Here is a 21111-nt window from a genome sequence, read left to right on the forward strand (position 1 = left end):
CCCTCCTCGCCCCGCTCGCCGCCTGCCCGTACCTCCCCGCCCCGCATGGAAGAGAGAGCACCGATGCCCAGATCCCTTCCCTGGTCCAGAGCCGCCAGGTCCGTCGGCAACGCCACCGGCCACTCCTCCGTCGGCAACGCCGCCCCCGCCGCCACCGGTGGCGCCTCCACCGCCCGTCGCTCCGCCGCCCGCCGGTACGCGCTGCCCGTCGCCGCGCTGACCGCCCTCGGCCTGGTCACCGCCTGTTCCGGCCCGCCCAAGGGCGACGGCGCGAAGGACACGGCCTTCAAGCTGTCCGCCGGCACCCCCGCCGCCGCGGGCGAGCTCGACTCCTTCACCTGGGCCGTGTACGCGGAACCGCCGACGCTGGACTACATCTCGGCCTTCGACTACCCGGCGAACACGATCCTGTCGAACGTCTGCGAGAGCCTGATGCGGTGGACCCCGCAGCTCACGATGGCTCCGGGGCTGGCCGAGAAGGCCACCAACCCCGACGACCTGACGTGGGTCTACGACCTGCGCCCGGGCGTGCGCTTCCACGACGGCGGCACGATGAGCGCCGACGACGTGGTCTACAGCCTGGGCCGCCAGATGGACCCGGAGAACGGGGCCGCCTGGAACAGCAACTTCTCCAACGTCGAGGCCGTCACCAAGACCGGCCCGCTCCAGGTGACCGTCAAGCTGAAGCAGCCCGACTCGCAGTTCCCCCAGTACATGGCGACCGCCGCCGGCGTCGTGGCCTCCAAGGCCGGGGTGGAGAAGGCGGGCGAGGACTACGGCACCACCGGCAGCCTGGACTGCACCGGCCCCTTCAAGCTCGGCACGTGGAACAAGGGCCAGTCGATCGAGCTCCAGCGCTTCGACGGCTACTGGGGCACCAAGGCCAAGTCCGCGAAGGCCGTCTTCACCTTCCTCACCGACCCCAACGCCCGGACGAACGCCCTGCTGAGCGGCGAGGCCGACGGCGGCTACCTGATCCCCACCGAGAGCTACGACCGGCTGCGCGCGAGCGGCGCCGGCGCCCTCTACTTCGGCGAGGGCCTCAGCACCGTCAACGTCAACGTCACGAGCATGAAGGGCGCGCTCGGTGACGTCCGCGTCCGCCGGGCCCTGTCCCTGGCCCTGGACCGCCGCGGCTTCGTCAAGGCCGGCCTGGGCGGCGCCGGGACCGTCACCAGCTCGCTCACCAGCAAGGCGATCTGGGCCGGCGCCCCCGAAGCCGTCCGCGCGTCCGCCTTCGACAACCTGCCCTCCCCCGACCAGAACGTCGAGGCGGCCAAGCGGATGATCGAGGAGGCCGGCGCCACCGGCAAGACGCTGACCATGGCCACCAGTTCGATCGGCCAGGACGTCTCGGTGCTGGCCACCGCGGTCCAGGACGCCGGTACCAGGATCGGTCTGAAGATCGAGCTGAAGACCATCGCCCCCAACGCCTTCACCTCGCTGTTCACCGATCCCGCCGCGCGCGAAGGCATCGACATGTTCCCGGAGACGTACTACGACTCCATCACCGACCCGATGGACATGCTGAGCAACTTCCAGACCGGGGCCTACCAGAACTACGCCGGCTACAGCGACGAGTCCTACGACGCGCTGACCGACAAGGCCCGCTCCGAGTACGACCCGGCCAAGCGCTTCTCGGCGGCCGCCGAACTCCAGAAGAAGGCCTCCGACCAGGTCCTGTGGATCCCGGTCGCCGAATGGCCGACCGCGGTCTTCCTGAACAAGCGCATCACCGGCGCCCCCACCACCATCTCCTACCTCTATTCCCCGTGGGCCGCCGGCGTCGGGGCGGCCGCGCGATGAGTTTCCTGCGCTTCGCCGTACGGCGGCTGGCCGAAATGGCCGCCACCCTGCTCGGCGCCTCCTTCGTGATCTTCGGCGCGCTGTACCTGGCTCCGGGCAATCCGGCGAGCTTCCTCCTGGGCGGCCGCTCGGCCTCCCCGGAGGCACTGCAGGCGATCAACGAGCACTACCACCTGGACGACCCCTTCGCCGTGCGGTACTTGAACTGGCTCGGCCAGGTGGTGCAGGGCGACTTCGGCCGCTCGATCACGTACCGCACGGACGTGTCGCGGTTGCTCGCGGACAGGCTGCCCAACACCTTGATGCTGATCTCGATGGCGCTCGTACTGGTCCTCGTGTTCGGGCTGCTCCTGGGCTGGATCGGCGCCGTCCGCGGCGGGGCCGCCGACTCCGCGATCCTGGTGACGACCACCGTGGCCATCGGCACCCCGTCGTTCGTCGCGGCGGTGCTGCTGCAGGGCCTGTTCGCAGTGAAGCTGGGCTGGTTCCCCACCGGCGGGGCCGGCGACGGTTTCGGGCAGATGCTGTGGCACCTGACCCTGCCCGCCGTCGCCCTGGCGCTCTACCTGATCGGCATGCTCGCCCGGGTCACCCGGGCCGCGATGCTCGAAGTCCTCGGCCAGGAGCACGTCACGGTCGCCCGGAGCCGCGGCGTGTCCGCGAGCCAGGTCATCCGACGGCACGTCTTCCGCAACGCACTGGGCACCGTGCTCACCACCGGCGGGCTCATCGTCTCCACCCTGCTGGTCTGCACCGTCCTGGTGGAGTCCGCCTTCAGCGTGGGCGGCATCGGCCAGCTCCTCGAACTCTCCACCACCACCAAGGACTTCCCCACCGTGCAGGCCATCTCCCTCATCATGGTCGCGCTGTTCATGACGGTGAACCTCGTCGTCGACCTGCTCCATCCGCTGGTCGATCCCCGGGTCACCCTCGGCCCCGCGAAGAAGGCCTCGTGAGCTCCGTCCTGGTGCGCCGGCCGGGTCTCGCCCGGCTCCGGACCTCCCGCGCCCCCCTCTCCCTGTTCTGTACGGGCTTCGTCGCCGTCGTCGTCCTCGTCGCGGTGCTCGCCCCCTGGATCGCGCCCTACGATCCCAACTCCGTCGACCTGGCCAACGCCCTCGCGGGCCCCTCCGGCGATCACCTCCTCGGCGTCGACGCCTCCGGGCGCGACACCTTCTCCCGGCTGGTCCTGGGAGCCCGTACCTCGCTCCTCGGCCCGCTCGGCGTGGTCGCCTTCTCCACCGCGGCCGGCGTGGTGATCGGCACGGCCGCCGCCTGGCGGGGCGGCTGGCTGGACTCGGTGCTCTCCCGCAGCACCGAGTTGGTCTTCGCCTTCCCCGGCATGCTGCTGGCCATCCTGATCGTCTCGGTCTACGGCGAGGGCCTGCTCGCCCCCGTCGTCGCCCTGGCCATCGCCTACCTGCCCTACGTCAGCAGGCTGACCCGCTCCCTCGTCCTCGCCGAGCGCTCCCGCCCGTACGTGGAGGCGTACCGGGTGCAAGGGCACTCGGGGGCGCAGATCTGCCTGCGCCACGTGGTCCCCGCCGTCATGCCCGTCGTCCTCGCGCAGTCCGCGATCAACTTCGGCTACGCCCTGATGGACCTGGCGAGCCTCGCCTTCCTCGGACTGGGCGTACCGGCGCTGACCCCCGACTGGGGCCGCATGGTCTTCGACGGCAACGCAGCCGTCCAGGCCGGCTATCCGCTCTCCGCGATCGTGCCGTGCGCGGCCATCGTGCTGACCGTGGTCGCCTTCAACGTCGTCGGCGAAGCCTGGGCCGACAAGGTAGCCGGGAGGGCCCGATGAAAGCACCGACGACACCGCTGCCGGCATGGAACACCCTCGAGATCGAGGGCCTGAGGCTGCACCTGCCGGGGGCCGTCCGGCCCGTCCTGGACGGCGTCGGGCTCAGCGTCGGCCCCCGGGAGACCGTGGCCCTGGTCGGCGAGTCCGGCTCGGGCAAGAGCCTGACCTCGCGCAGCGTGCTGCGGCTGCTGCCCGAAGGGGCCCGTACCGAGGGCGAGGTGAGGGTGGCCGGGGACGACGTGCTCACCATGTCGCCGGGCCGGTTGCGGGTGCTGCGCACCAGCACGGCGGCGATGATCTTCCAGGACCCCCGGGCCGCGGTGAATCCGATGCGCCGCGTCGGGGACTTCCTCACGGAGAGCCTGCGGCTGAACGCCAAGGCGACCAGGGCGGTCGCCGAGGACCGGGCGGTGGCCATGCTGGAGGCCGTCGGCCTCACGGCGGGGGCGCTGCGCAAGTACCCCGGACAGCTGTCCGGCGGCATGCTGCAGCGGGTCGTGATCGCGGCCGCGCTGATGGGCGATCCGGCCCTGATCCTCGCCGACGAGCCCACCACGGCACTGGACGTCACCACCCAGGCCGAGGTGATCGGCCTCCTCGGCGAGTTGCGCGACCGCTTCGGAACGGGGCTGCTGTTCGTCACGCACGACCTCGGCCTCGCCGCCGCGATCAGCGACCGGGTGTACGTGATGTACGCGGGCCGGATCGTGGAAACGGGCCCGGCCGCCGAGCTGTTCGCCCGTCCCCGCCACCCGTACACGGCGGCCCTGCTGAACTCCACCCCTCGCCTGGACGCGCCCCGCGGGCGGCTCGCCGCGATCGAGGGCCGGCCGCCGAGCCTGCGCGAGGAGCTGAGCGGATGCCCCTTCGCCGCGCGCTGCGTGCTCGCGACCGACGTGTGCACCCGGGAGGCCCCGGCCTTGCTCCCGGTCGCCGGGGATCCCGGCAGGCTCGCCTCCTGCCACCACGGCGAGCTGATCGCCGAGCAGGAACGCGAACGGGAACGGGAACGGGCGGGGACGCAGCGGAAGGAACTCCACCCATGACGACCGCTACTGGCACGAGCGCCGCCACCACGGCGGGCACGACGAAGACCGTCCTGGAGGTCCTGGGCCTGCACCGGACCTACGGGAGCGTCCGGGCCGTGGACGCCGTGTCGTTCCGGCTGGCCGAGGGCGGCTCGCTGGGCATCGTCGGCGAGTCCGGTTCGGGCAAGACGACCACGGCCCGCATCGTGGTGGGTCTGGAACGCGCGGACGAGGGGCGGGTGTTGATCCAGGGCCGCGACCGCGGCGACCACGCGCGCGGCAAGGCGCGCCGGCTCGCGCGGGCCCGCGAGGTCCAGATGGTCTTCCAGGACCCCTTCTTGTCCCTGGATCCGCGCACCACGGTGGGCGCGGCCCTGCGGGAGACCCTCGCCCTGCACTTCCCCGGCGCCGATCACGAGCGCCGGATCACCGAACTGCTCGACCAGGTCGGCCTCGGCTCCCGCGAGGCGGATGCGCTGCCCCGGCAGCTGTCGGGAGGTCAGCGCCAGCGCGTGGCGATCGCCCGCGCGCTGGCGGTCGAACCGGCCGTCCTCGTCCTCGACGAAGCGGTGGCCGCCCTGGACGTCTCGGTGCAGGCGCAGATCCTGAACCTGCTCTTCGACATCCGCGAACAGACCGGCATCGGCTACCTGTTCATCACCCATGACCTCGGTGTCGTGCGCTGCGTGACCGATGACGTGGTCGTCATGCGGAGCGGCCGGATCGTCGAGTCGGGCGCGACTGGGCAGGTGCTCGCCGACCCCCAACACCCTTATACGCGCCTGCTCCTGGAGTCCGTACCCCGCCCGGGGTGGGATCCGCGGAGCATCGCCGCCGCGCGTCGCGCCTTGTGAGGGGGGCGCGGGTGCGTCGGCGCCCGCGGCCCATCGGTTCACCGGTTCCACGCCATCGCGCATCCACGCATGACTGATCGGAGATCAGAGATGAACGGGCACGTAGTAGGGAAGCTGGACAGACGAGGGTTCCTGGCCGCGGCCGGCCTCACGGCCGCGGGCGCCGCATGGGCATCGGTGGGCGGGCAGGCCTTCGCGGCCGACCGGCCGTCGGCCGCGGCCGCCGGGGCCTTCTCCGTACCGTGCGAGACAGTCCGGCACACCCGGACCTGGATGGCGTGGCCCGACAGGACCTCCATCTGGGGCAACAAGCTCTCGGGGGTGCAGGCGAACATCGCGCTCATCGCGAGGACCATCGCCCCGTACGAACCGGTCGTGATGCTCGCCAACCCGGCGAGCGTCTCCAAGGCGAAGAGCGCCTGCGGGACGTCGGTCACCGTCATCAGCACGATCCCCGTCGACGACTGCTGGATCCGTGACACCGGCCCGGTGTTCCGCACCGACGGGGCGGGCGGCCTGGACGCGTTCGGCACCAACTTCAACGGCTGGGGCAACAAGCAGAGCCACGCCAAGGACGCCCTGGTGGCGGGCCGTGTCGCCGCCCACGCCGGGGTGGCATTCAGCACCACCTCGTTCGTCGGCGAGGGCGGCTCGGTGGAGACGGACGGCGCCGGCACGCTCATGGCCACGCGCAGTTCCCTCATCAACTCCAACCGCAACCCCAACATGAGCCAGGCGCAGCTGGAGGCGGGCATGTGCACCGCCTACGGCGCGTCCAAGGTGATCTGGTTCAAGGGCATCTCCGGTCGGGACATCACCGACGACCACGTCGACGCCACGTCCCGGTTCCTCGAAGAGGGCAGGGCCCTGGTGCAGATGCCGCTCGCGAGCGACAACGACATCTGGGCCAAGGACGCGCGCGAGCAGTACCAGGTCCTATCCACCTCCACCGACGCCCACGGCGGCCCGATTGCGGTCACCAAGCTCCAGGGCCCCGACTACAACAAGATCCGCTCCACGAATCCCGACTTCGTGGCCTCGTACGCCAACTACTACGTGTGCAACGGCGCGGTGATCTCCTCGCAGTTCGGTGACACCCGGGCCGACGCGGCGGCCAAGGCCACCCTCCAGCAGCTCTTCCCGGGCCGGGTCGTCGTGCAGCTGAACACCGACAGCCTGGGCGCGGGCGGCGGCGGCATCCACTGCGTGACCCAGCAGCAGCCGGTGGCGTAACCGCTCCCCCACCCGTCCGGCCCCCCGCTGTCCGCGGGGGGCCGGATTCGTTCGACAGGGCTACGGGGCTGCGCCCCCACGGCCCTACGCCCCTAGGGGGCGACGTCGTCCCAGGCCATCGCGCTCATCCGCCAGCCGTCGGGCGTCCGGACGTACTGGGTGGTCTTGTGCCCGGAGCCCTCGAACCAGGTTCCGTCGAGGTATCCGGATTTGCGGTACTCGCTGAACCGGTGCGCGATCGAGCCGAAGACCTCGGTCCGCTCGGCGACCTCCCATTCGCGGAACTCCGTCAGCGTCCCGTCGGTGAGGATCTTCTCCCGCGGCTCGATGAAGCCGTCGAGGTCGTAGATCACGGGGTCGCCCCCGATGTTCTTGATGATCATCCCCTGGGGGATGAACACCTCGCGGACGGCGCCCAGATCCGGCCGTCCGCCTCCGGCATTGGTGAACGCGCCGAGGAAGACGCTCATCAACCGGTCCAGCTCGGCCTTGACTTCGGACACGCGTACCCTCCCGAGGGCGAAGATTCCCGGCCGATCTTCGCCTACCCCCGGCACGAGGGCAATGGCCCGGACGCGCGCGCCACCGGGCGGGTGCCGCACCCCCTCCGCGTGCCGGACGGGTCCCGGCCACGAGGGCGCGTTCTACTGGCAGGCGCGGACACCCCGCCCCTCACCAGGAGGCCCCATGAGCAGCACCCCCGACCGCCCGCCGCCCGCCCCCACGGGGTCCTACGCGCCGACCGAGCGGACGATCCCCGGCAGGATGCGGCAGTGGGCGTCCTACGACCGGAACCTGGTCCACTCGATCCTCGACGAGGCCTTCGTGTGCCACCTGGGCTTCGTCAGGGACGGCAGGCCCGTGGTCCTGCCCACCCTCTACGCCCGGGTCGGCGAGCACCTCTACCTGCACGGCTCGGTGGACTCCCGCCCCGTGCGCCTGGCCGGGGCCGGCACGGACCGGCCGGAGGAGGACGGCGGCGGGGGCCTGGACGTCTGCGTGACCGTCACCCACCTGGACGGGCTGATCCTGGGCCGGTCCGCCTTCCGGCACTCCGTGAACTACCGCTCCGTCGTGGCCCACGGCGTCGCGCACCGGGTCGACGATCCCGAGGAGAGGGGCCGGGCGCTGAGGGCGATCGTGGAGCACGTGGTTCCCGGCCGGTCATCGGACACCCGTCCGCCGAGCGCGGAGGAACTCGACGACGTCGCCGTACTGCGCCTCGACCTGAACGAGGTCTCCGCGAAGTCCCGCGTCGGCGGTCCCCACGACGAACCCCGGGACGACGGCCTCCCCCACTGGTCGGGACAGGTCCCGCTGCTCCGCACCTACGGCACGCCCGTCCCCGCCGAGGACCTCACCCCCGGGGTGGAGCTGCCCGAGTACCTGAGGCGCCTGATCCACCCCGCGGACCCCGCCACCGGCTGAGCGGCCGGGTACGACGAAAGAGCCGGTCAAAGCGACGTGTTGTCACTTTGACCGGCTCTGTCTGGTCGATCGACCTCTGTGTCCGAGGGGGGACTTGAACCCCCACGCCCGATAAAGGGCACTAGCACCTCAAGCTAGCGCGTCTGCCATTCCGCCACCCGGACTAGGTGGTCGACCCCGGTTTCCCGCGGCGACATGGACAACAATAGCAAAGGTTCGGCGGGGTTCCGACCAGGTATTTCGCCCGGGCCGAGTTCGACGCGCCGCGCTGACCTGCGGGCATGTCCGGGAGACGGGTCAGCGTGCGGAGCGAGACGGAGCGTCTCACTACCTCCGCGCCGTCCGGGAGTCAGCGCGGGACGGAGACGCGCTTCTCCTTCGCCCGGGCGCCGGTCGCGTACGAGCTCGTCTGCTGGTGCCGGTTCTCGATCCAGCCGTTCGCCGCGGGTACGTCGATCGCCGCGACGGTTCCGAGGACCGCGACGGCTCCGACGGCGGCCAGGACTGCGGTCTTGCGGCTCATGTGAGGGTTGCTCCTGTTGCCGGTGGATTGCGTGGTTCCATGCTCCACGTCTCGGGCCGCGGAAACGTCGGTCATCCGGGCGGGTGACCAATCAGGTACCGCCCGACCGGCCCGTGCGCCGCTTGCTGATCTGCTCGCCATGGGGGCGTTGCTGGTGTGCGCCCTGGCCGTGCCGACGGCCTTCGGTGACGGCGGGGTCGCCTTCGGCCTCGGCTACCTGGTCGTCGTGATCATGCACAGCGCGCTGTACAGCCAGGCCCAGGGGCGCCGGGCACGCCGGCCATCTCGCGGCGGGCGGCGGCCACCGGTGCCGACGCCGTCCAGGGGAAGACCATCGAGGATCAGCTCGGCGGGATCGGAGCCGCGCACTTCGTGGAACGGCACGGGCTGCTGCTGATCATCGCGGTCGGCATGGGCGTGGGCTCGCTGCCGCTGACCTCGGGGATCATCGTCGGCGCGTTCCTGACACTGGCCGTCGGGGCCGCACTGTGGTGGATGTACTTCGTACGCGATCGGGCACCTGGGCGAGCAGCTTCCGGCCGGGCCCGCCCTCGCGCTCGCGGGCGGGGTCGCCTGCTATCTGGCCGGGGACGTCGCCTTCCGGCTGGTGCTGGGGATCCGGCCGGTACGGTTCCGGGCGCTCGCGGTGGTGCCCGTACTGGTGACCGCTGCGGCGGGCATGCGGATCGGCGCGGTCTGGCAGCTGACCGCGCTGGTCCTGGTGCTCGTGGCCGCGCTGGCGGCGGAGTCCCGCAGCGCGGGCCCCGGGTGCGGACCCGGCCGGGACCGAGCCCGGGACCGAGCCCACGGCCGAGCCCGCGACGGGCAGCGCCGCGGGCTCCGGTCCGCGTGTTACGGGCAGCTGATGACCTGGCCGGCGTAGGAGAGGTTGCCGCCGAAGCCGAAGAGGAGGACGGGCGCCCCGGAGGGGATCTCGCCGCGCTCGACCAGCTTGGACAGGGCCATCGGGATGGAGGCGGCCGAGGTGTTGCCGGAGTCGACGACATCGCGGGCGACGACGGCGTTGACGGCGCCGATCTTCGCGGCGAGCGGCTCGATGATCCGCAGGTTCGCCTGGTGGAGGACGACTGCGGCCAGGTCCTCCGGGGTGATCCCGGCCTTCTCGCAGACCTTGCGGGCGAGCGGGGGGAGCTGGCTGGTGGTCCAGCGGTAAACGGACTGGCCCTCCTGGGCGAAGACCGGCGGCGTGCCCTCGATGCGGACCGCGTTGCCCATCGAGGGCACCGATCCCCACAGGACCGGGCCGATGCCGGGCTCCTCGCAGGCCTCGACGACGGCCGCGCCGGCACCGTCGCCGGTCAGGACGCAGGTGGTGCGGTCGCTCCAGTCGGTGATCTCGGTCATCTTGTCCGCCCCGATGACCAGGGCCCGGGTGGCGGCGCCGGCCCGGATCGCGTGGTCGGCGGTGGCCAGGGCATGGGTGAAGCCCGAGCAGACGACGTTGATGTCCATCACGGCGGGGCTGGAGCCCATCCCGAGCTTGGCCGCGACGCGGGCGGCCATGTTCGGGGAACGGTCGATCGCGGTGGAGGTGGCGACGAGGACGAGGTCGATGTCGTCCGGGGTCAGGCCGGCGCTCGCGAGGGCCTTGCCTGCGGCCTGGTAGGCCAGCTCGTCCACCGGTTCGTCGGGTCCGGCCATGTGCCGGGTCTTGATCCCGACGCGGGACCGGATCCACTCGTCGTTGGTGTCCACCATGGCGGCGAGGTCCTCGTTGGTGATCACCTTCGAGGGTTGGTAGTGCCCTAGCGCCACCACGCGTGAACCGGTCATGGGCGGGGTCCCCCCTTGTAAGGCAGTCAGGATGTACCAGCTTTGCCTGCTACTGATGGGTACAGGGGCGCGTGACCCGACAGGATTCAGTGCCCGGAATTTGGAGCTTCCCGAGGGTCTTCCAGCCGGGGAAGGTGACCCGAAGCGGATCCGGGAGAATGAATGCTCCAGGCGTAGGACAAGCCGCTCGACGGCAGAACAGGTGGACTGATCACATGGGACGGGTCACCGAACGCCGTCGCGTCGTCCGGATCCGGAACGGCGTGGCGGGGGCCCGGGCGGACACCCTGGTGGCCGAAGAGCCCCTGGAGATACGGCTGAACGGCAAGCCGCTGGCCATCACGATGCGCACGCCGGGCGACGATTTCGCGCTGGCCGTGGGCTTCCTGGCCAGCGAGGGCGTGCTCGCCTCGGCGTCGGACGTCCGGGCCGTGACCTACTGCGAGGGCGCCGCCGAGGACGGAACGAACACCTACAACGTGGTGAACGTGCAGCTCGCCGCCGGAGTTCCGGTGCCCGACATCACGCTGGAGCGGAACGTCTACACCACCTCCTCGTGCGGCCTGTGCGGGAAGGCCAGCCTGGACGCGGTGCGCACCGCGACCCGCTTCCCGGGGCTCGCGGACGATCCCGTACGGGTGAGCGCGCGGGTCCTCGGGGAGCTGCCGGACCGGCTGCGCGCGGAGCAGAAGGTCTTCGAGCGCACCGGCGCCCTGCACGGCGCCGGGCTGTTCTCGGCGGGGGGCGAGCTGATCGACGTCCGGGAGGACGTGGGCCGGCACAACGCGGTGGACAAGATCGTCGGGCGGGCCCTGCAAGCCGGGCGGCTGCCGCTGGCGGGCTCGGTCCTGCTGGTGTCGGGGCGGGCTTCCTTCGAGCTGGCGCAGAAGGCCGTGATGGCGGGCATCCCCGTGCTGGCGGCCGTATCCGCTCCGTCCTCGCTCGCGGTGGACCTGGCCCTGGAGTCGGGGCTGACGCTGGTCGGGTTCCTGCGGGGCGGGGACATGAACATCTACGCGGGCGAGGAGCGGATCGACCTGACGGCGTGAGCCGCGGCCCGGCGCGGCCCGGACGGGGCGACGGGGACGGCGGGGCGGCGGGGGCCGTCGCGCGGCCCGCCGCCCCTGCCGCGCGCGGGCTACTTGTCGGCCAGGTGCCCCGCGCCGGTGTGCTCGGTGCCCGCCGGAGCCTCGATGGTCTGGCTGTACGGGTTGTCCTTGGACGCGGGCTCGATCTTCTTCGCGGCCACGTGCGGGGTGCCGGCCGGGGCCTCGACCGTGTTGCTGTGGGTGGAGCCGTCCTTGACGGCGCCGTTGCCGTTGTCCGCGGCGTTGGCGGCTCCGCCGAGGGCGAGCGTGGCGAGGAGGGCGGCGGCGGAGACGGCGGCGATGCGCTTGTTGAGCTTCATGAGTGGCTCCCTGGTGGTTCGGGGTTGCTTGGCTGACACCCAGAACCTAGAAGAACCGGACATTTCCTCGCCCTAACGCTTTCCGTCCCCGCACCCCCTCCGTCCTTACGGCGCCCCGATCAGCGCTTGCGGCGACCGCGGCGGGAAGCGGGCTCGGCCGGCTTCGGGTCCGGTGGGTCGATGCGGTGGAGGTCGAGGGTCGCCGGGAGCGGCGTGGCCCCGGGGCCACCCGCTTCGGCCCAGGCGATGATCTCGTCGGTGGCGGTGTCGTCCAGGGCCCAGCCGAACCAGACCGCACGGGCGCCCCGGCGGCGGGCCTCGGTGGTGGGCTGGACCACGATGACGTTGGCCTGCGCGCAGGGGCCGAGGCAGTCGGTCGTACGGACGGCCAGGCGCCCGCCGGAGGCCGCCGCGGCCTCGCGCAGCCGGGCCAGCTGTCCCGCGTGGTCGGTGCCGGGGTTCTTGCGGGGGTCGCCACAGCAGCAGCCGCGGCAGACCACCAGGGTGCAGGGGCGCGGGGCATGGGCAGCATTCACGGCGAGTGGGCGTATCCAGGTCACCGCCGCACGTTACCGGGCCTGCGGGACCGGGTGTTGAGGGGTGTGCGAGACCTCCGCCACATGCCCGGCGGCGCGTTCGGGCTGCTCCGTGACCTGCGCGTCCTGCGCGGCCTGCCGGGCGGGAGTGCCCTGCGGGTCCTGCGGGGCGTGCGAGTCCTGCGGGTCCCGCGCGCGGCGGCGGGCCAACACCGCGCAGACCATCAGCTGCATCTGGTGGAAGAGCATCAGCGGCAGCACGGCGAGGCTCGCCTGGGCTCCGAACAGGACGCTGGCCATGGGGAGTCCGGCGGCCAGGCTCTTCTTCGACCCCGCGAACTGGATGGCGATCCGGTCCTCGCGGGTGAATCCGAGGCGCTTGGCCCCGTACCAGGTGGCCGCCAGCATCACGGCGAGGACGACCGCCTCCACGGCCATCAGCCCGCCCAGGCGCGGGAGGCTGACCTGGTGCCAGATCCCCGCGACCATGCCCGCGCTGAAGGCGGTGTAGACGACGAGCAGGATCGAGCCGCGGTCGACGTGGCCGAGGACCTTCTTGTTGCGGACGAGGAAGCCGCCGACCCAGGGGCGCAGCCCCTGGCCGAGGAGGAAGGGCAGGAGCAACTGGAGGACGATCTTCACCAGCGAGTCGAGGGAGAACCCGCCCGCGCTGTTGCCGAGCAGGCCGGCGGCGAGGAGGGGGGTCAGGAAGATGCCGATGAGGCTGGAGAAGGAGCCCGCGCAGATCGCGGCGGGGACGTTGCCGCGGGCGATCGAGGTGAAGGCGATGGAGGACTGGATGGTGGAGGGGACCAGGCAGAGGAAGAGCAGGCCGCTGTAGAGGGGCGGCGTGAGCACGGTGGGGACCAGGGCGTGCGCGGCGAGGCCCAGGAGGGGGAAGAGGAGAAAGGTGGAGGCGAGCACGGTGAGGTGGAGCTGCCAGTGGCGCATGCCGTCGAGGGCCTCGCGGGTGGAGAGCCGGGCGCCGTAGAGGAAGAAGAGCAGGGCCACCGCCGCGGTGGAGGCGGCCTCGGCCACGGAGGCGGCCGCGCCGCGGGCGGGCAGCAGGGCGGCGAGGCCGACGGTGGCGAGCAGACCCATGATGAACGGGTCCACGGGGAGCCGGGCGGGGAGGTGCGGGCGGCGCATGGGGAGGCTCACTTGCTGAGGTCGGCGGGAGGGCGGCGCAGGGCCAGGCGGGGCGGGACTCGACGGATTTCCTTTTCATTCTCGGGGGCGAGACGGTGATCGGGAAACCCGTACACCGCTCTCACTGTCATCACGGAACATGATGAGCAGGCGTAGGGTGGTCGGTATGTACGACCCCGTTCAGCTGCGCACCTTCCTGACCGTCGCCCAGACCCTGAGCTTCACGCAGGCCGCCGCCCGGCTCGGCGTCCGCCAGTCCACGGTCAGCCAGCACGTGCGCCGGCTGGAGGAGGCCACGGGCCGGCCCCTCTTCCTGCGCGACACGCACAGCGTGGAACTCACCGAGGACGGCGAGGCGCTGCTCGGCTTCGCCCGCTCGATCCTGGAGGCGCACGAGCGCGCGACGGCCTTCTTCGCGGGGACCCGGATCCGGGGCCGGCTGCGCTTCGGCGCCTCCGAGGACTTCGTTCTGACCCGGCTGCCGGAGATCCTCGAGGCGTTCCGGCACGAGCACCCCGAGGTGGAGCTCGAGCTGTCCGTGGAGCTTTCGGGGACCCTGCACGAGCGGCTGGACGCCGGCCGGCTGGACCTCGTACTCGCCAAGCGGCGCGGGGACGGCGACGAGCGGGGCCGGCTGGTGTGGCGGGACCGGATGGTGTGGATCGGCGCGGAGGGGCTGCGGGTGGACCCGGACCGGCCCGTTCCGCTGATCGTCTTCCCGCCCCCGGGAATCACGCGGGCGCGGGCGCTGGACGTGTTGCAGGCGGACGGGCGGCCGTGGCGGATCGCCTGTACGAGCGGCAGCCTGAGCGGTCTGATCGCGGCGGCCCGGGCGGGGCTGGGCGTGATGGCCCACACCCGGGGACTGATCCCGCCGGGGCTGGTCCGGGTGAGCGGCCTGCCGGACCTCGGAACGGTGGAGTTCGCGCTGCTGCGGGGCGCCCGGGGCTCCGCCGCCGCGGAGGCGCTGGCCGCGGCGATCCTGTCGGGGGCGGACCGATTGACGCGAGCCGCGTAGGCCGCCCCGCGACTCCCCTGACCTGGGAACTCGGACGCCCGCCGGGTCGAATGTGCTGCCGTTCGCGGCACCGTGTGTTTAGGGTCTGAGTACGCCAACCGGTCGCGGTCCGGCGGGAATTCGTACGGAACGAACAGAACGAGCTGGGGGACGCACGCGAAGATCGCGGTACTGAGGACCGGTGAGGTCGGGCAGCGGCTGGCGGGGAAGCTGGTCTCGGTCGGGCACGAGGTCACGATGGGGTCCCGTACGGCGGACAACGCGGATGCCGCGCGGTGGGCTGCCGAGACGGGCGGTGGCCACGGGACCTTCGCCGATGCCGCCGCCTCCGCCGAGCTCGTCGTCAACGCGACCGGCGGGCTGGTCTCGCTCGCCGTCCTGGAGGCCGCCGGGGCCTGCAACCTCCGGGGCAAGACCGTCGTGGACGTCTCCAACGCGCTGGCCTTCTCGGAGGGGTTCCCGCCCGGGGTGGTCACCCCGGACGGCCACAGCGTCGCCGAGCAGCTCCAGAAGGCGTTCCCCGAAGCGCGGATCGTCAAGACGCTCAACACCATGAACAACGCGGTGATGGTCGAGCCGAGCCGGGTGCCGGGCCACCACACGGTGTTCGTGAGCGGCGACGACGACGCCGCCAAGGCCGAGACCACCGCGCTCCTGCGCTCCTTCGGCTGGGCGCCCGAGCAGATCACCGATCTCGGCGACCTGTCGAGCGCCCGCGCCACCGAGGCCCTGATGGCGTTGTGGCTGCGCCTCTACGGGGTGCTCGGACCGGTGGACTTCAACCTCTCCGTGGTCACGGCCCCGGGAGTGTCCTGAACGCACCGCTGAGGAGGTCTTGTGGAGGTCTTCCTTCCGTGATCACTGGCGGGTAGGCGTGGGATAGCGTCGCCGCGCCGTACGGAGAGGAGCGGGCCTTGCAGGAGATCACCGTCCCACCCGTCGTCACGGGCTCGCCCGTCGGCGGCCTGGCCGATGCCGTCTTCCTGCACGCCCGCGAGGACCCCGGCCGGGTCGTGCTCGGCCGCAAGTCGGACGGTGTCTGGGGCGACGTGACCTCCGGCGAGCTGGCCTCCGAGGTGCTCGGGCTCGCCAAGGGGCTGCTGGCGCAGGGCATCCGCTTCGGGGACCGGGTCGCGATCATGTCCCGTACCCGGTACGAGTGGACGCTCTTCGACTTCGCCCTGTGGGCGATCGGCGCCCAGCCGGTCCCCGTCTATCCCTCGTCCTCCGCCGAGCAGGTGCACTGGATCCTCTACGACTCCGAGTGCACGGCCTGTGTGGTGGAGGACGAGGACCAGGCCATGACCGTCGGATCGGTGATCGAGCGGCTGCCGCGGCTGCTCCGGCTGTGGCAGCTGGACGCGGGCGCCGTGGACGGGCTCGTCCAGGACGGGCTCCAGGTCGCCGAGGACGTGGTGCACCGCCACCGGAGCGCGGTGACGCCCGACGCGACGGCCACCGTCATCTACACCTCGGGGACCACCGGCCGCCCCAAGGGCTGTGTGCTGACCCACGGCAATTTCATGTTCGAGGCCGACACGATGGTGACCCGCTGGGAGTCCGTCTTCCAGGCCCGGCCGGGCGAGCAGCCGTCCACCCTGCTGTTCCTGCCGCTCGCCCACGTCTTCGGGCGGATGGTGGAGGTGGCGGCCGTCCGCGCCCGGGTGAAGCTCGGGCACCAGCCGGTGCTGGCGGCGGCCGAACTGCTGCCGGACCTGGCCGCGTTCCGGCCCACGTTCGTGCTCGGGGTGCCGTACGTCTTCGAGAAGGTCTTCGCCGCCGCCCGCCGCAAGGCCGAGACCGAGGGCCGGACGGGGCCCTTCGACCGGGCGGTGGACACGGCCGTACGGTACGCGGAGGCGCGCGAGCAGAAGGCGTTCGGTGTCGGGCCCGGGCCCTCGGCGAAGCTGCGCATGGAGCACCAGCTCTTCGAGAAGCTGGTGTACGGGAAGGTCCGCGAGGCGCTGGGCGGCAGGGTGCGGTACGCCATGTCGGGCGGCTCCGCGATGTCGCGCCGGCTGGGGCTGTTCTTCGACGGGGCCGGGGTCACGATCTTCGAGGGCTACGGTCTGACGGAGTCCTGCGCGGCGGCCACGGCGAACCCGCCCGGGGCCATCAAGTACGGCACCGTCGGGCGGCCGATCCCCGGCGGTACGGTGCACATCGCCGAAGACGGGGAGATCTGGCTGTACGGGGCCCACGTCTTCTCCGGGTACCTCAACGACCCGCACGCCACGGAGGCCGTCCTGCGGGACGGCTGGCTGGCGACGGGGGACCTGGGACGTCTCGACGCGGACGGGTACCTCACGATCACGGGGCGCAAGAAGGAGATCCTGGTGACCTCCAACGGCAAGAGCGTCGCGCCGGCCGCCCTGGAGGAGCGGGTCCGCTCGCATCCGCTCGTCTCCCAGTGCGTCCTGGTGGGCAACGACCGTCCGTACATCGCTGCCCTGCTCACCCTGGACATGGAGGGGGTCGCGCACTGGATGGCGATGCGCGGCCGCCCCCGGCTGCCGGCGGCGGAGCTGGTGCTCGATCCCGATCTGACGGCGGAGGTCCGCCGGTCGGTGGTGGCGGCCAACACCCTGGTCTCCCAGGCCGAGTCGATCCGCACGTTCCGCGTGCTGGCCGATCAGTTCACCGAGGAACGGGGGCTCCTGACGCCCTCGCTGAAGCTGAAGCGGCGCGCCATAGAGAAGGTCTACGCCGAGGAGGTGGCGGCCCTCTACCAGTCCTGACGGGCGCGCAGCGCGATCACGCCAACGGTCCGAACCGTTACCTGACGGGCCGTCACTTTACTTGTCGTTGATATTGACGATGCGTCAGGTCACGCACAGAATGCGGGGATTCCGACCGGAGGGGATCCACACATGTTGCGACCGATCCGCACCCTGGCCGCCGCGGCAGCGGCGCTCGCGCTCGTCTCCGCCTGCAACTCCGCCTCCAACGGCGCCTCCACCGACAAGCCGGGAGTAGCCGGCGGCAACTCCCGCGGGGTGACCGCCGACTCGATCAAGGTCGGCGGCCTCGTGTCGATGACCAGCGCCAGCGGCTACAGCAAGAAGGCCACTGACCTCGGGGCGAAGGCCCGTTACATGAGGGCCAACGCCGAGGGCGGGATCAACGGCCGCAAGATCGACTACATCGGCGCCGAGGACGACGCACAGGACCCCGCCAAGAACCTGGCGGCGGCCCGCAAACTCGTCCAGCAGGACAAGGTCTTCGCGGTCTCCCCCATGAGCTCGGTCACCTTCACCGGCGCCGACTTCCTGGAGCAGGAGAAGGTGCCCACCTTCGGCTGGGGCACGCTGCCCTCCTTCTGCGGACCCAAATACATCTACGGGTTCAACGGCTGTCTCGTCCCCACCCCCGGCGGCACCATCAACCAGACCTGGCCCGAGGGAATCGGCCAGGTCCTCGGCGGCGCCGCGGGCAAATCGGTCGCGATCATCGCCAACGACAGCGACGCCGGAAAGTTCGGTGTGCGCACCTTCCAGCAGGGCTTCGCCAGCGCCGGGTTCAAGGTCTCCTACGCCAAGGCCTCGGTGCCCGGCACCGCCGTGCCGAGCGACTGGTCGGCGTACGTCAAGGAGATCCTCGAGAGCAACGACGGCAAGGCACCGGACGCGGTCGTCTCCGTCATGCAGACCCCCAACAACATCGGGCTGTTCACCTCTCTCAAGCGCAGCGGGTACAAGGGACTGCTCTCCGACCCCACCGACTACGACCCGGGTCTGCTCGCCAAGGACGCCACCAAGCAGGCCCTCGACGGCGTGCACGTCCTGCTCCAGTTCGAGCCGTTCGAGTCGACGACCCCGAAGATGGCCCAGTTCAAGGCCGACATCAAGGCCGCGTCGGGCGGGCTGGACGTGCCGCTCAACATGCACATGATGACCGGCTACATGTCGGCCGACCTGTTCGTGTCGATCGCGCAGAAGGCCGGCAAGAACCTGACCGTCGAGTCCTTCCAGGCCGCCGCGCAGGGCTTCTCCGACACCGACACCCTCGTCGGCAACCGCGCGGAGCCCAAGGGCCAGAAGGACAGCTTCGGCTGCGGGGCGCTCGTCCAGCTGAAGAACGGCGCGTACGAGGTCTCCGTACCGTTCAAGTGCTACGAGCCCATCCCCTTCAAGTAGGGGTGCGGGAAACGGAATGGGAGATCTGCTCGCCTTCGTACTGAGCGGTCTGGTGTCCGGCGCCCTGTACGCACTGCTCGCCACCGGGCTGGTGCTGTCGTACTCGGCTTCCGGGCTGTTCAACTTCGCGCACGGGGCCACCGCCTACCTGTGCGCGCTCACCTTCTACGAACTGCATTCCGGGCTCGGCTGGCCGGCCGTCCCGGCGGCGCTGCTGGTGGTCCTGGTCCTGGCGCCCGGACTCGGGTGGGCGCTGGACCGGCTGATGTTCCGGCGGCTCGCGCAGGTCGGCGAGACGGCCCAGATCGTGGCCACTATTGGACTGCTGGTGGCCCTGCCGGCGGCCGGGCTGTGGACGGTGGAACTCCTGACCGACGCGGGAGCGCCGCTCAAGCCGGCGGAGAACCAGTTCGGGCTGCCGGGGGTGGGGCCGAGCCCCGCGAAGTCCTGGCAGCTCACCGCCGACGTGGGCATCGACTCCGACCAGCTGATCACCTGGGTGGCCACGGCCCTGGTGGCGGTCGCCCTGTGGGTGCTGATGCGGCACACCCGGCTGGGGCTGCGGCTGCGGGCCGCCGTCGACAACCGCTCGCTCACCGAGCTGCGCGGGATCGACGCCGACCGGCTGTCCTCGGTGGCGTGGATGATCGCCTCGGGGCTGGCCGGGCTGGCGGGGGTCCTGGCGACTCCGCTGCTGGGGCTGTCCGCGCACGATTTCACGCTGTTCCTGTTCGTGTCGGCCACGGCGGCCGTCATCGGACGGTTCGCCTCCGTCCCGCTCGCCTTCGCGGGCGGACTGGGGCTCGGAGTACTGCAGAACCTGGTCGTCGGCTACGCGTCCTTCGCCGACTCCATCACCGGCTTCAGGACGGCCGTGCCCTTCCTGATCCTGTTCGGGGGGCTGCTCGTGCTCACCCGGCGGGCCCGGGCGGCCGGGACCGCCGCGGTGGACGTGGCCTCGCCCGACCACCTGGCCGGGGCCCCGTGGGGGCGGCGGTGGGGGGTTTGGGCCGTGGGCGCAGTACTGCTGTGTACGGCCTTCTACACCGTGACCACCCCGTTCTGGAGCGGGCTCCTCGCACAAGGGCTCGCGCTGGCCCTGGTGTTCATGTCCTTCACCGTGGTCACCGGGCTCGGGGCGATGGTGTCCCTGGCCCAGGGCACCTTCGTGACCGGGGCAGCGCTGGTGGCCGGACTGCTGATGAGCCGCGGGTGGCCGTTCTTCGCGGCGCTGGCGGTCGGCACGTGCGTGGCCGCCGTCCTGGGAGCACTGGTCGCGCTGCCCGCGCTACGGCTCGGCGGGCGCTCCCTGGCACTGGCGACACTGGCCCTGGCCTTCCTGGCGGACCAGGTGCTCTTCCAGATGCGGTGGCTGCGCAACGGGGACTCCGGGTGGTCGATCCCGCGGCCCGTCATCGGACCGGTGGACCTCTCCGACGACCGGGCGCTGGGGGTGGCGCTGGTCGTCCTGGTCGCGGCGGTCGCCGCCGGGCTGAGCGCGCTGCGGGGCTCCCCCTCGGGCCGGGCGATGCTCGCCGTACGGTCGGCTCCCGCGGCCGCGATGGCCTCCGGGGTGTCCGTGCTGCGGACGAAGCTGCTGCTGTTCACGCTGTCGGCGGGGCTGGCCGGATTCGGGGGCGTGATGTACGCCTCGTACAACACCCGCATCACCGCTACGGACTTCACGGCGATGACCGGGCTGGTGTGGCTGGCGGTGGTCGTCGCGGCGGGTGTGCGCAGGCCGCAGTACGCGGTGGTGGCGGGGCTGGTCTTCGCCGTCGCTCCGCGGGTGATGGCGGACTACGTGACGGAGTCGGCGCACCTGCCGGTGATCCTGTTCGGACTGGCGGGGTTGGCCTTGGCCAACGATCCCGACGGGTATTGCGCGGCGCTGCCGGTGCGACTGGCCCGTCGCCGGGCGGGTGCGTCGTCCGGGGCCGAAGCCTCGGCCTCCGCCGGAGCCGGAGTCTTGGCCTCCGCCGGAGCCGGAATCTTGGCCTCCGCCAAAGCCGGGGCCGGCACCCCGGCCGGAGCCGGGGCCGGAACCTCGGCCGGGGCCGAAGCCTCGGCCTCCGCCGGAGCCGGGGCCGGAACCGGAGCCAAGGCCGGGGCCGGGGCCGTTCCCGCGGCGCGGGTCGGCGGCGGAGTCGGGGTGGGCCCTGCGGGGCTCTCCCCCACCCCGCCCCTTCCCGAAACCGGGGCTCCGCCCCGGGCCCCGGCCCTCAAGCGCCGGGCAGGCCGGACATCAGCCCCGCCGGCGTTCGAGGCGCGGGGGTCCGGGGGCGGAGCCCCCGAAGAACCCGGGGGCCCGGGGGCCGCGCCCCCGGTTTCGGGAAGGGGCGGGGTGGGGGACGTGCCGCCCGCAGGGCAACCGGTCTCTTATAAACAAAT

General features: G+C 71.8%; 21 protein-coding genes, 1 tRNA gene and 1 pseudogene. 16 read left to right on the forward strand and 7 right to left on the reverse strand.

All coding sequences use genetic code 11. The features are described 5' to 3' along the window. Positions 1-63 precede the first annotated feature (63 nt). The 6 genes from ACFVX6_RS01740 (at position 64) to ACFVX6_RS01765 (ending at position 6728) form a co-directional block, all read left to right on the forward strand. Entirely contained in the window at positions 64-1806 is a 1743-nt protein-coding gene (locus ACFVX6_RS01740) for an ABC transporter substrate-binding protein (RefSeq protein WP_389686868.1), read from the forward strand. After that, positions 1803-2762, forward strand: a complete 960-nt coding sequence (locus ACFVX6_RS01745) for an ABC transporter permease (RefSeq protein ID WP_389686870.1) — start codon at positions 1803-1805, stop codon at positions 2760-2762. Before ACFVX6_RS01740 ends, ACFVX6_RS01745 begins: the two co-directional genes overlap by 4 nt. Beyond that, positions 2759-3613 (forward strand): ABC transporter permease, encoded by an 855-nt coding sequence (locus ACFVX6_RS01750; RefSeq protein WP_389686872.1) that lies wholly within the window; start codon positions 2759-2761, stop codon positions 3611-3613. Before ACFVX6_RS01745 ends, ACFVX6_RS01750 begins: the two co-directional genes overlap by 4 nt. Beyond that, on the forward strand, positions 3610-4659 hold the full coding sequence (locus ACFVX6_RS01755) for an ABC transporter ATP-binding protein (RefSeq protein ID WP_389686874.1): 1050 nt from the start codon (positions 3610-3612) through the stop codon (positions 4657-4659). Before ACFVX6_RS01750 ends, ACFVX6_RS01755 begins: the two co-directional genes overlap by 4 nt. Continuing rightward, positions 4656-5495, forward strand: a complete 840-nt coding sequence (locus tag ACFVX6_RS01760) for an ABC transporter ATP-binding protein (protein ID WP_389686876.1) — start codon at positions 4656-4658, stop codon at positions 5493-5495. Before ACFVX6_RS01755 ends, ACFVX6_RS01760 begins: the two co-directional genes overlap by 4 nt. A gap of 90 nt (positions 5496-5585) precedes the next feature. Then, complete coding sequence (locus tag ACFVX6_RS01765) at positions 5586-6728, forward strand: agmatine/peptidylarginine deiminase (RefSeq protein ID WP_389686878.1); 1143 nt, start codon at positions 5586-5588, stop codon at positions 6726-6728. 92 nt (positions 6729-6820) lie between these two features. Here the strand turns inward: ACFVX6_RS01765 and ACFVX6_RS01770 are convergent, their stop codons facing one another. Beyond that, the gene (locus ACFVX6_RS01770; protein ID WP_389686925.1) at positions 6821-7198 is read right to left on the reverse strand and encodes a DUF4440 domain-containing protein; all 378 of its coding nucleotides are present in this window, start codon (positions 7196-7198) and stop codon (positions 6821-6823) included. A 217-nt stretch (positions 7199-7415) separates the two neighbouring features. Here ACFVX6_RS01770 and ACFVX6_RS01775 point away from each other — a divergent pair, with 217 nt between their 5' ends. Beyond that, a complete protein-coding gene (locus tag ACFVX6_RS01775) occupies positions 7416-8156 on the forward strand; it encodes a pyridoxamine 5'-phosphate oxidase family protein (protein ID WP_389686880.1) in 741 nt (246 codons plus the stop codon). A 79-nt stretch (positions 8157-8235) separates the two neighbouring features. Here ACFVX6_RS01775 and ACFVX6_RS01780 read toward each other — a convergent pair. Together ACFVX6_RS01780 and ACFVX6_RS01785 are read right to left on the reverse strand one after the other, a co-directional pair. Next, a tRNA-Leu gene (locus tag ACFVX6_RS01780) sits at positions 8236-8320 on the reverse strand. Between the two features lie 185 nt (positions 8321-8505). Continuing rightward, on the reverse strand, positions 8506-8679 hold the full coding sequence (locus ACFVX6_RS01785; protein WP_389686882.1) for a hypothetical protein: 174 nt from the start codon (positions 8677-8679) through the stop codon (positions 8506-8508). A 139-nt stretch (positions 8680-8818) separates the two neighbouring features. On the opposite strand from ACFVX6_RS01785, the gene ACFVX6_RS01790 reads away from it, so the two are divergent. The 3 genes and pseudogenes from ACFVX6_RS01790 to ACFVX6_RS01800 all read left to right on the forward strand — a co-directional run bounded on the left by ACFVX6_RS01790 (position 8819) and on the right by ACFVX6_RS01800 (position 9562). Beyond that, the gene (locus ACFVX6_RS01790) at positions 8819-9076 is read left to right on the forward strand and encodes a hypothetical protein (protein ID WP_389686884.1); all 258 of its coding nucleotides are present in this window, start codon (positions 8819-8821) and stop codon (positions 9074-9076) included. Between the two features lie 14 nt (positions 9077-9090). Next, positions 9091-9174 (forward strand): annotated as a pseudogene (locus tag ACFVX6_RS01795) (hypothetical protein); the annotation flags it as partial. A gap of 112 nt (positions 9175-9286) precedes the next feature. Further along, positions 9287-9562 (forward strand): hypothetical protein, encoded by a 276-nt coding sequence (locus tag ACFVX6_RS01800; protein ID WP_389686886.1) that lies wholly within the window; start codon positions 9287-9289, stop codon positions 9560-9562. Here the strand turns inward: ACFVX6_RS01800 and ACFVX6_RS01805 are convergent. Next, positions 9532-10473 (reverse strand): beta-ketoacyl-ACP synthase III, encoded by a 942-nt coding sequence (locus ACFVX6_RS01805; RefSeq protein WP_274550340.1) that lies wholly within the window; start codon positions 10471-10473, stop codon positions 9532-9534. The two genes, ACFVX6_RS01800 and ACFVX6_RS01805, sit on opposite strands and share 31 nt — an antisense overlap. Before the next feature lie 215 nt (positions 10474-10688). Here ACFVX6_RS01805 and fdhD point away from each other — a divergent pair, with 215 nt between their 5' ends. After that, positions 10689-11522, forward strand: a complete 834-nt coding sequence (gene fdhD, locus ACFVX6_RS01810; RefSeq protein ID WP_389686888.1) for a formate dehydrogenase accessory sulfurtransferase FdhD — start codon at positions 10689-10691, stop codon at positions 11520-11522. Positions 11523-11611: 89 nt separating this feature from the next. On the opposite strand, the gene ACFVX6_RS01815 is transcribed toward fdhD, so the two are convergent. The 3 genes from ACFVX6_RS01815 to ACFVX6_RS01825 form a co-directional block, all read right to left on the reverse strand. Next, positions 11612-11881 (reverse strand): hypothetical protein, encoded by a 270-nt coding sequence (locus tag ACFVX6_RS01815; RefSeq protein ID WP_389686890.1) that lies wholly within the window; start codon positions 11879-11881, stop codon positions 11612-11614. Between the two features lie 119 nt (positions 11882-12000). Further along, positions 12001-12441, reverse strand: coding sequence for a (2Fe-2S) ferredoxin domain-containing protein (locus ACFVX6_RS01820; protein WP_389686892.1), 441 nt, complete (start codon positions 12439-12441; stop codon positions 12001-12003). A 9-nt stretch (positions 12442-12450) separates the two neighbouring features. Further along, positions 12451-13566 carry a bile acid:sodium symporter family protein gene (locus ACFVX6_RS01825; RefSeq protein ID WP_389686927.1) on the reverse strand — a complete coding sequence of 372 codons (1116 nt, stop codon included), beginning with the start codon at positions 13564-13566 and terminating at the stop codon, positions 12451-12453. Positions 13567-13732: 166 nt separating this feature from the next. Here ACFVX6_RS01825 and ACFVX6_RS01830 point away from each other — a divergent pair, with 166 nt between their 5' ends. The 5 genes from ACFVX6_RS01830 to ACFVX6_RS01850 all read left to right on the forward strand — a co-directional run. Further along, on the forward strand, positions 13733-14584 hold the full coding sequence (locus ACFVX6_RS01830) for a LysR substrate-binding domain-containing protein (protein ID WP_389686894.1): 852 nt from the start codon (positions 13733-13735) through the stop codon (positions 14582-14584). A gap of 162 nt (positions 14585-14746) precedes the next feature. Then, positions 14747-15400: an NADPH-dependent F420 reductase gene (locus ACFVX6_RS01835; RefSeq protein ID WP_389686929.1), complete on the forward strand. Its 654-nt coding sequence runs from the start codon at positions 14747-14749 to the stop codon at positions 15398-15400. A gap of 98 nt (positions 15401-15498) precedes the next feature. Beyond that, on the forward strand, positions 15499-17322 hold the full coding sequence (locus tag ACFVX6_RS01840; protein WP_389686896.1) for an AMP-dependent synthetase/ligase: 1824 nt from the start codon (positions 15499-15501) through the stop codon (positions 17320-17322). A 132-nt stretch (positions 17323-17454) separates the two neighbouring features. After that, positions 17455-18720: an ABC transporter substrate-binding protein gene (locus ACFVX6_RS01845; protein ID WP_389686898.1), complete on the forward strand. Its 1266-nt coding sequence runs from the start codon at positions 17455-17457 to the stop codon at positions 18718-18720. Between the two features lie 16 nt (positions 18721-18736). Further along, a partial coding sequence (locus ACFVX6_RS01850; protein WP_389686900.1) for an ABC transporter permease occupies positions 18737-21111 on the forward strand: 2375 nt, incomplete at its 3' end.

This window comes from Streptomyces sp. NPDC058289 (genome assembly GCF_042880975.1).
Lineage (GTDB): Bacteria > Actinomycetota > Actinomycetes > Streptomycetales > Streptomycetaceae > Streptomyces > Streptomyces stoeckheimensis.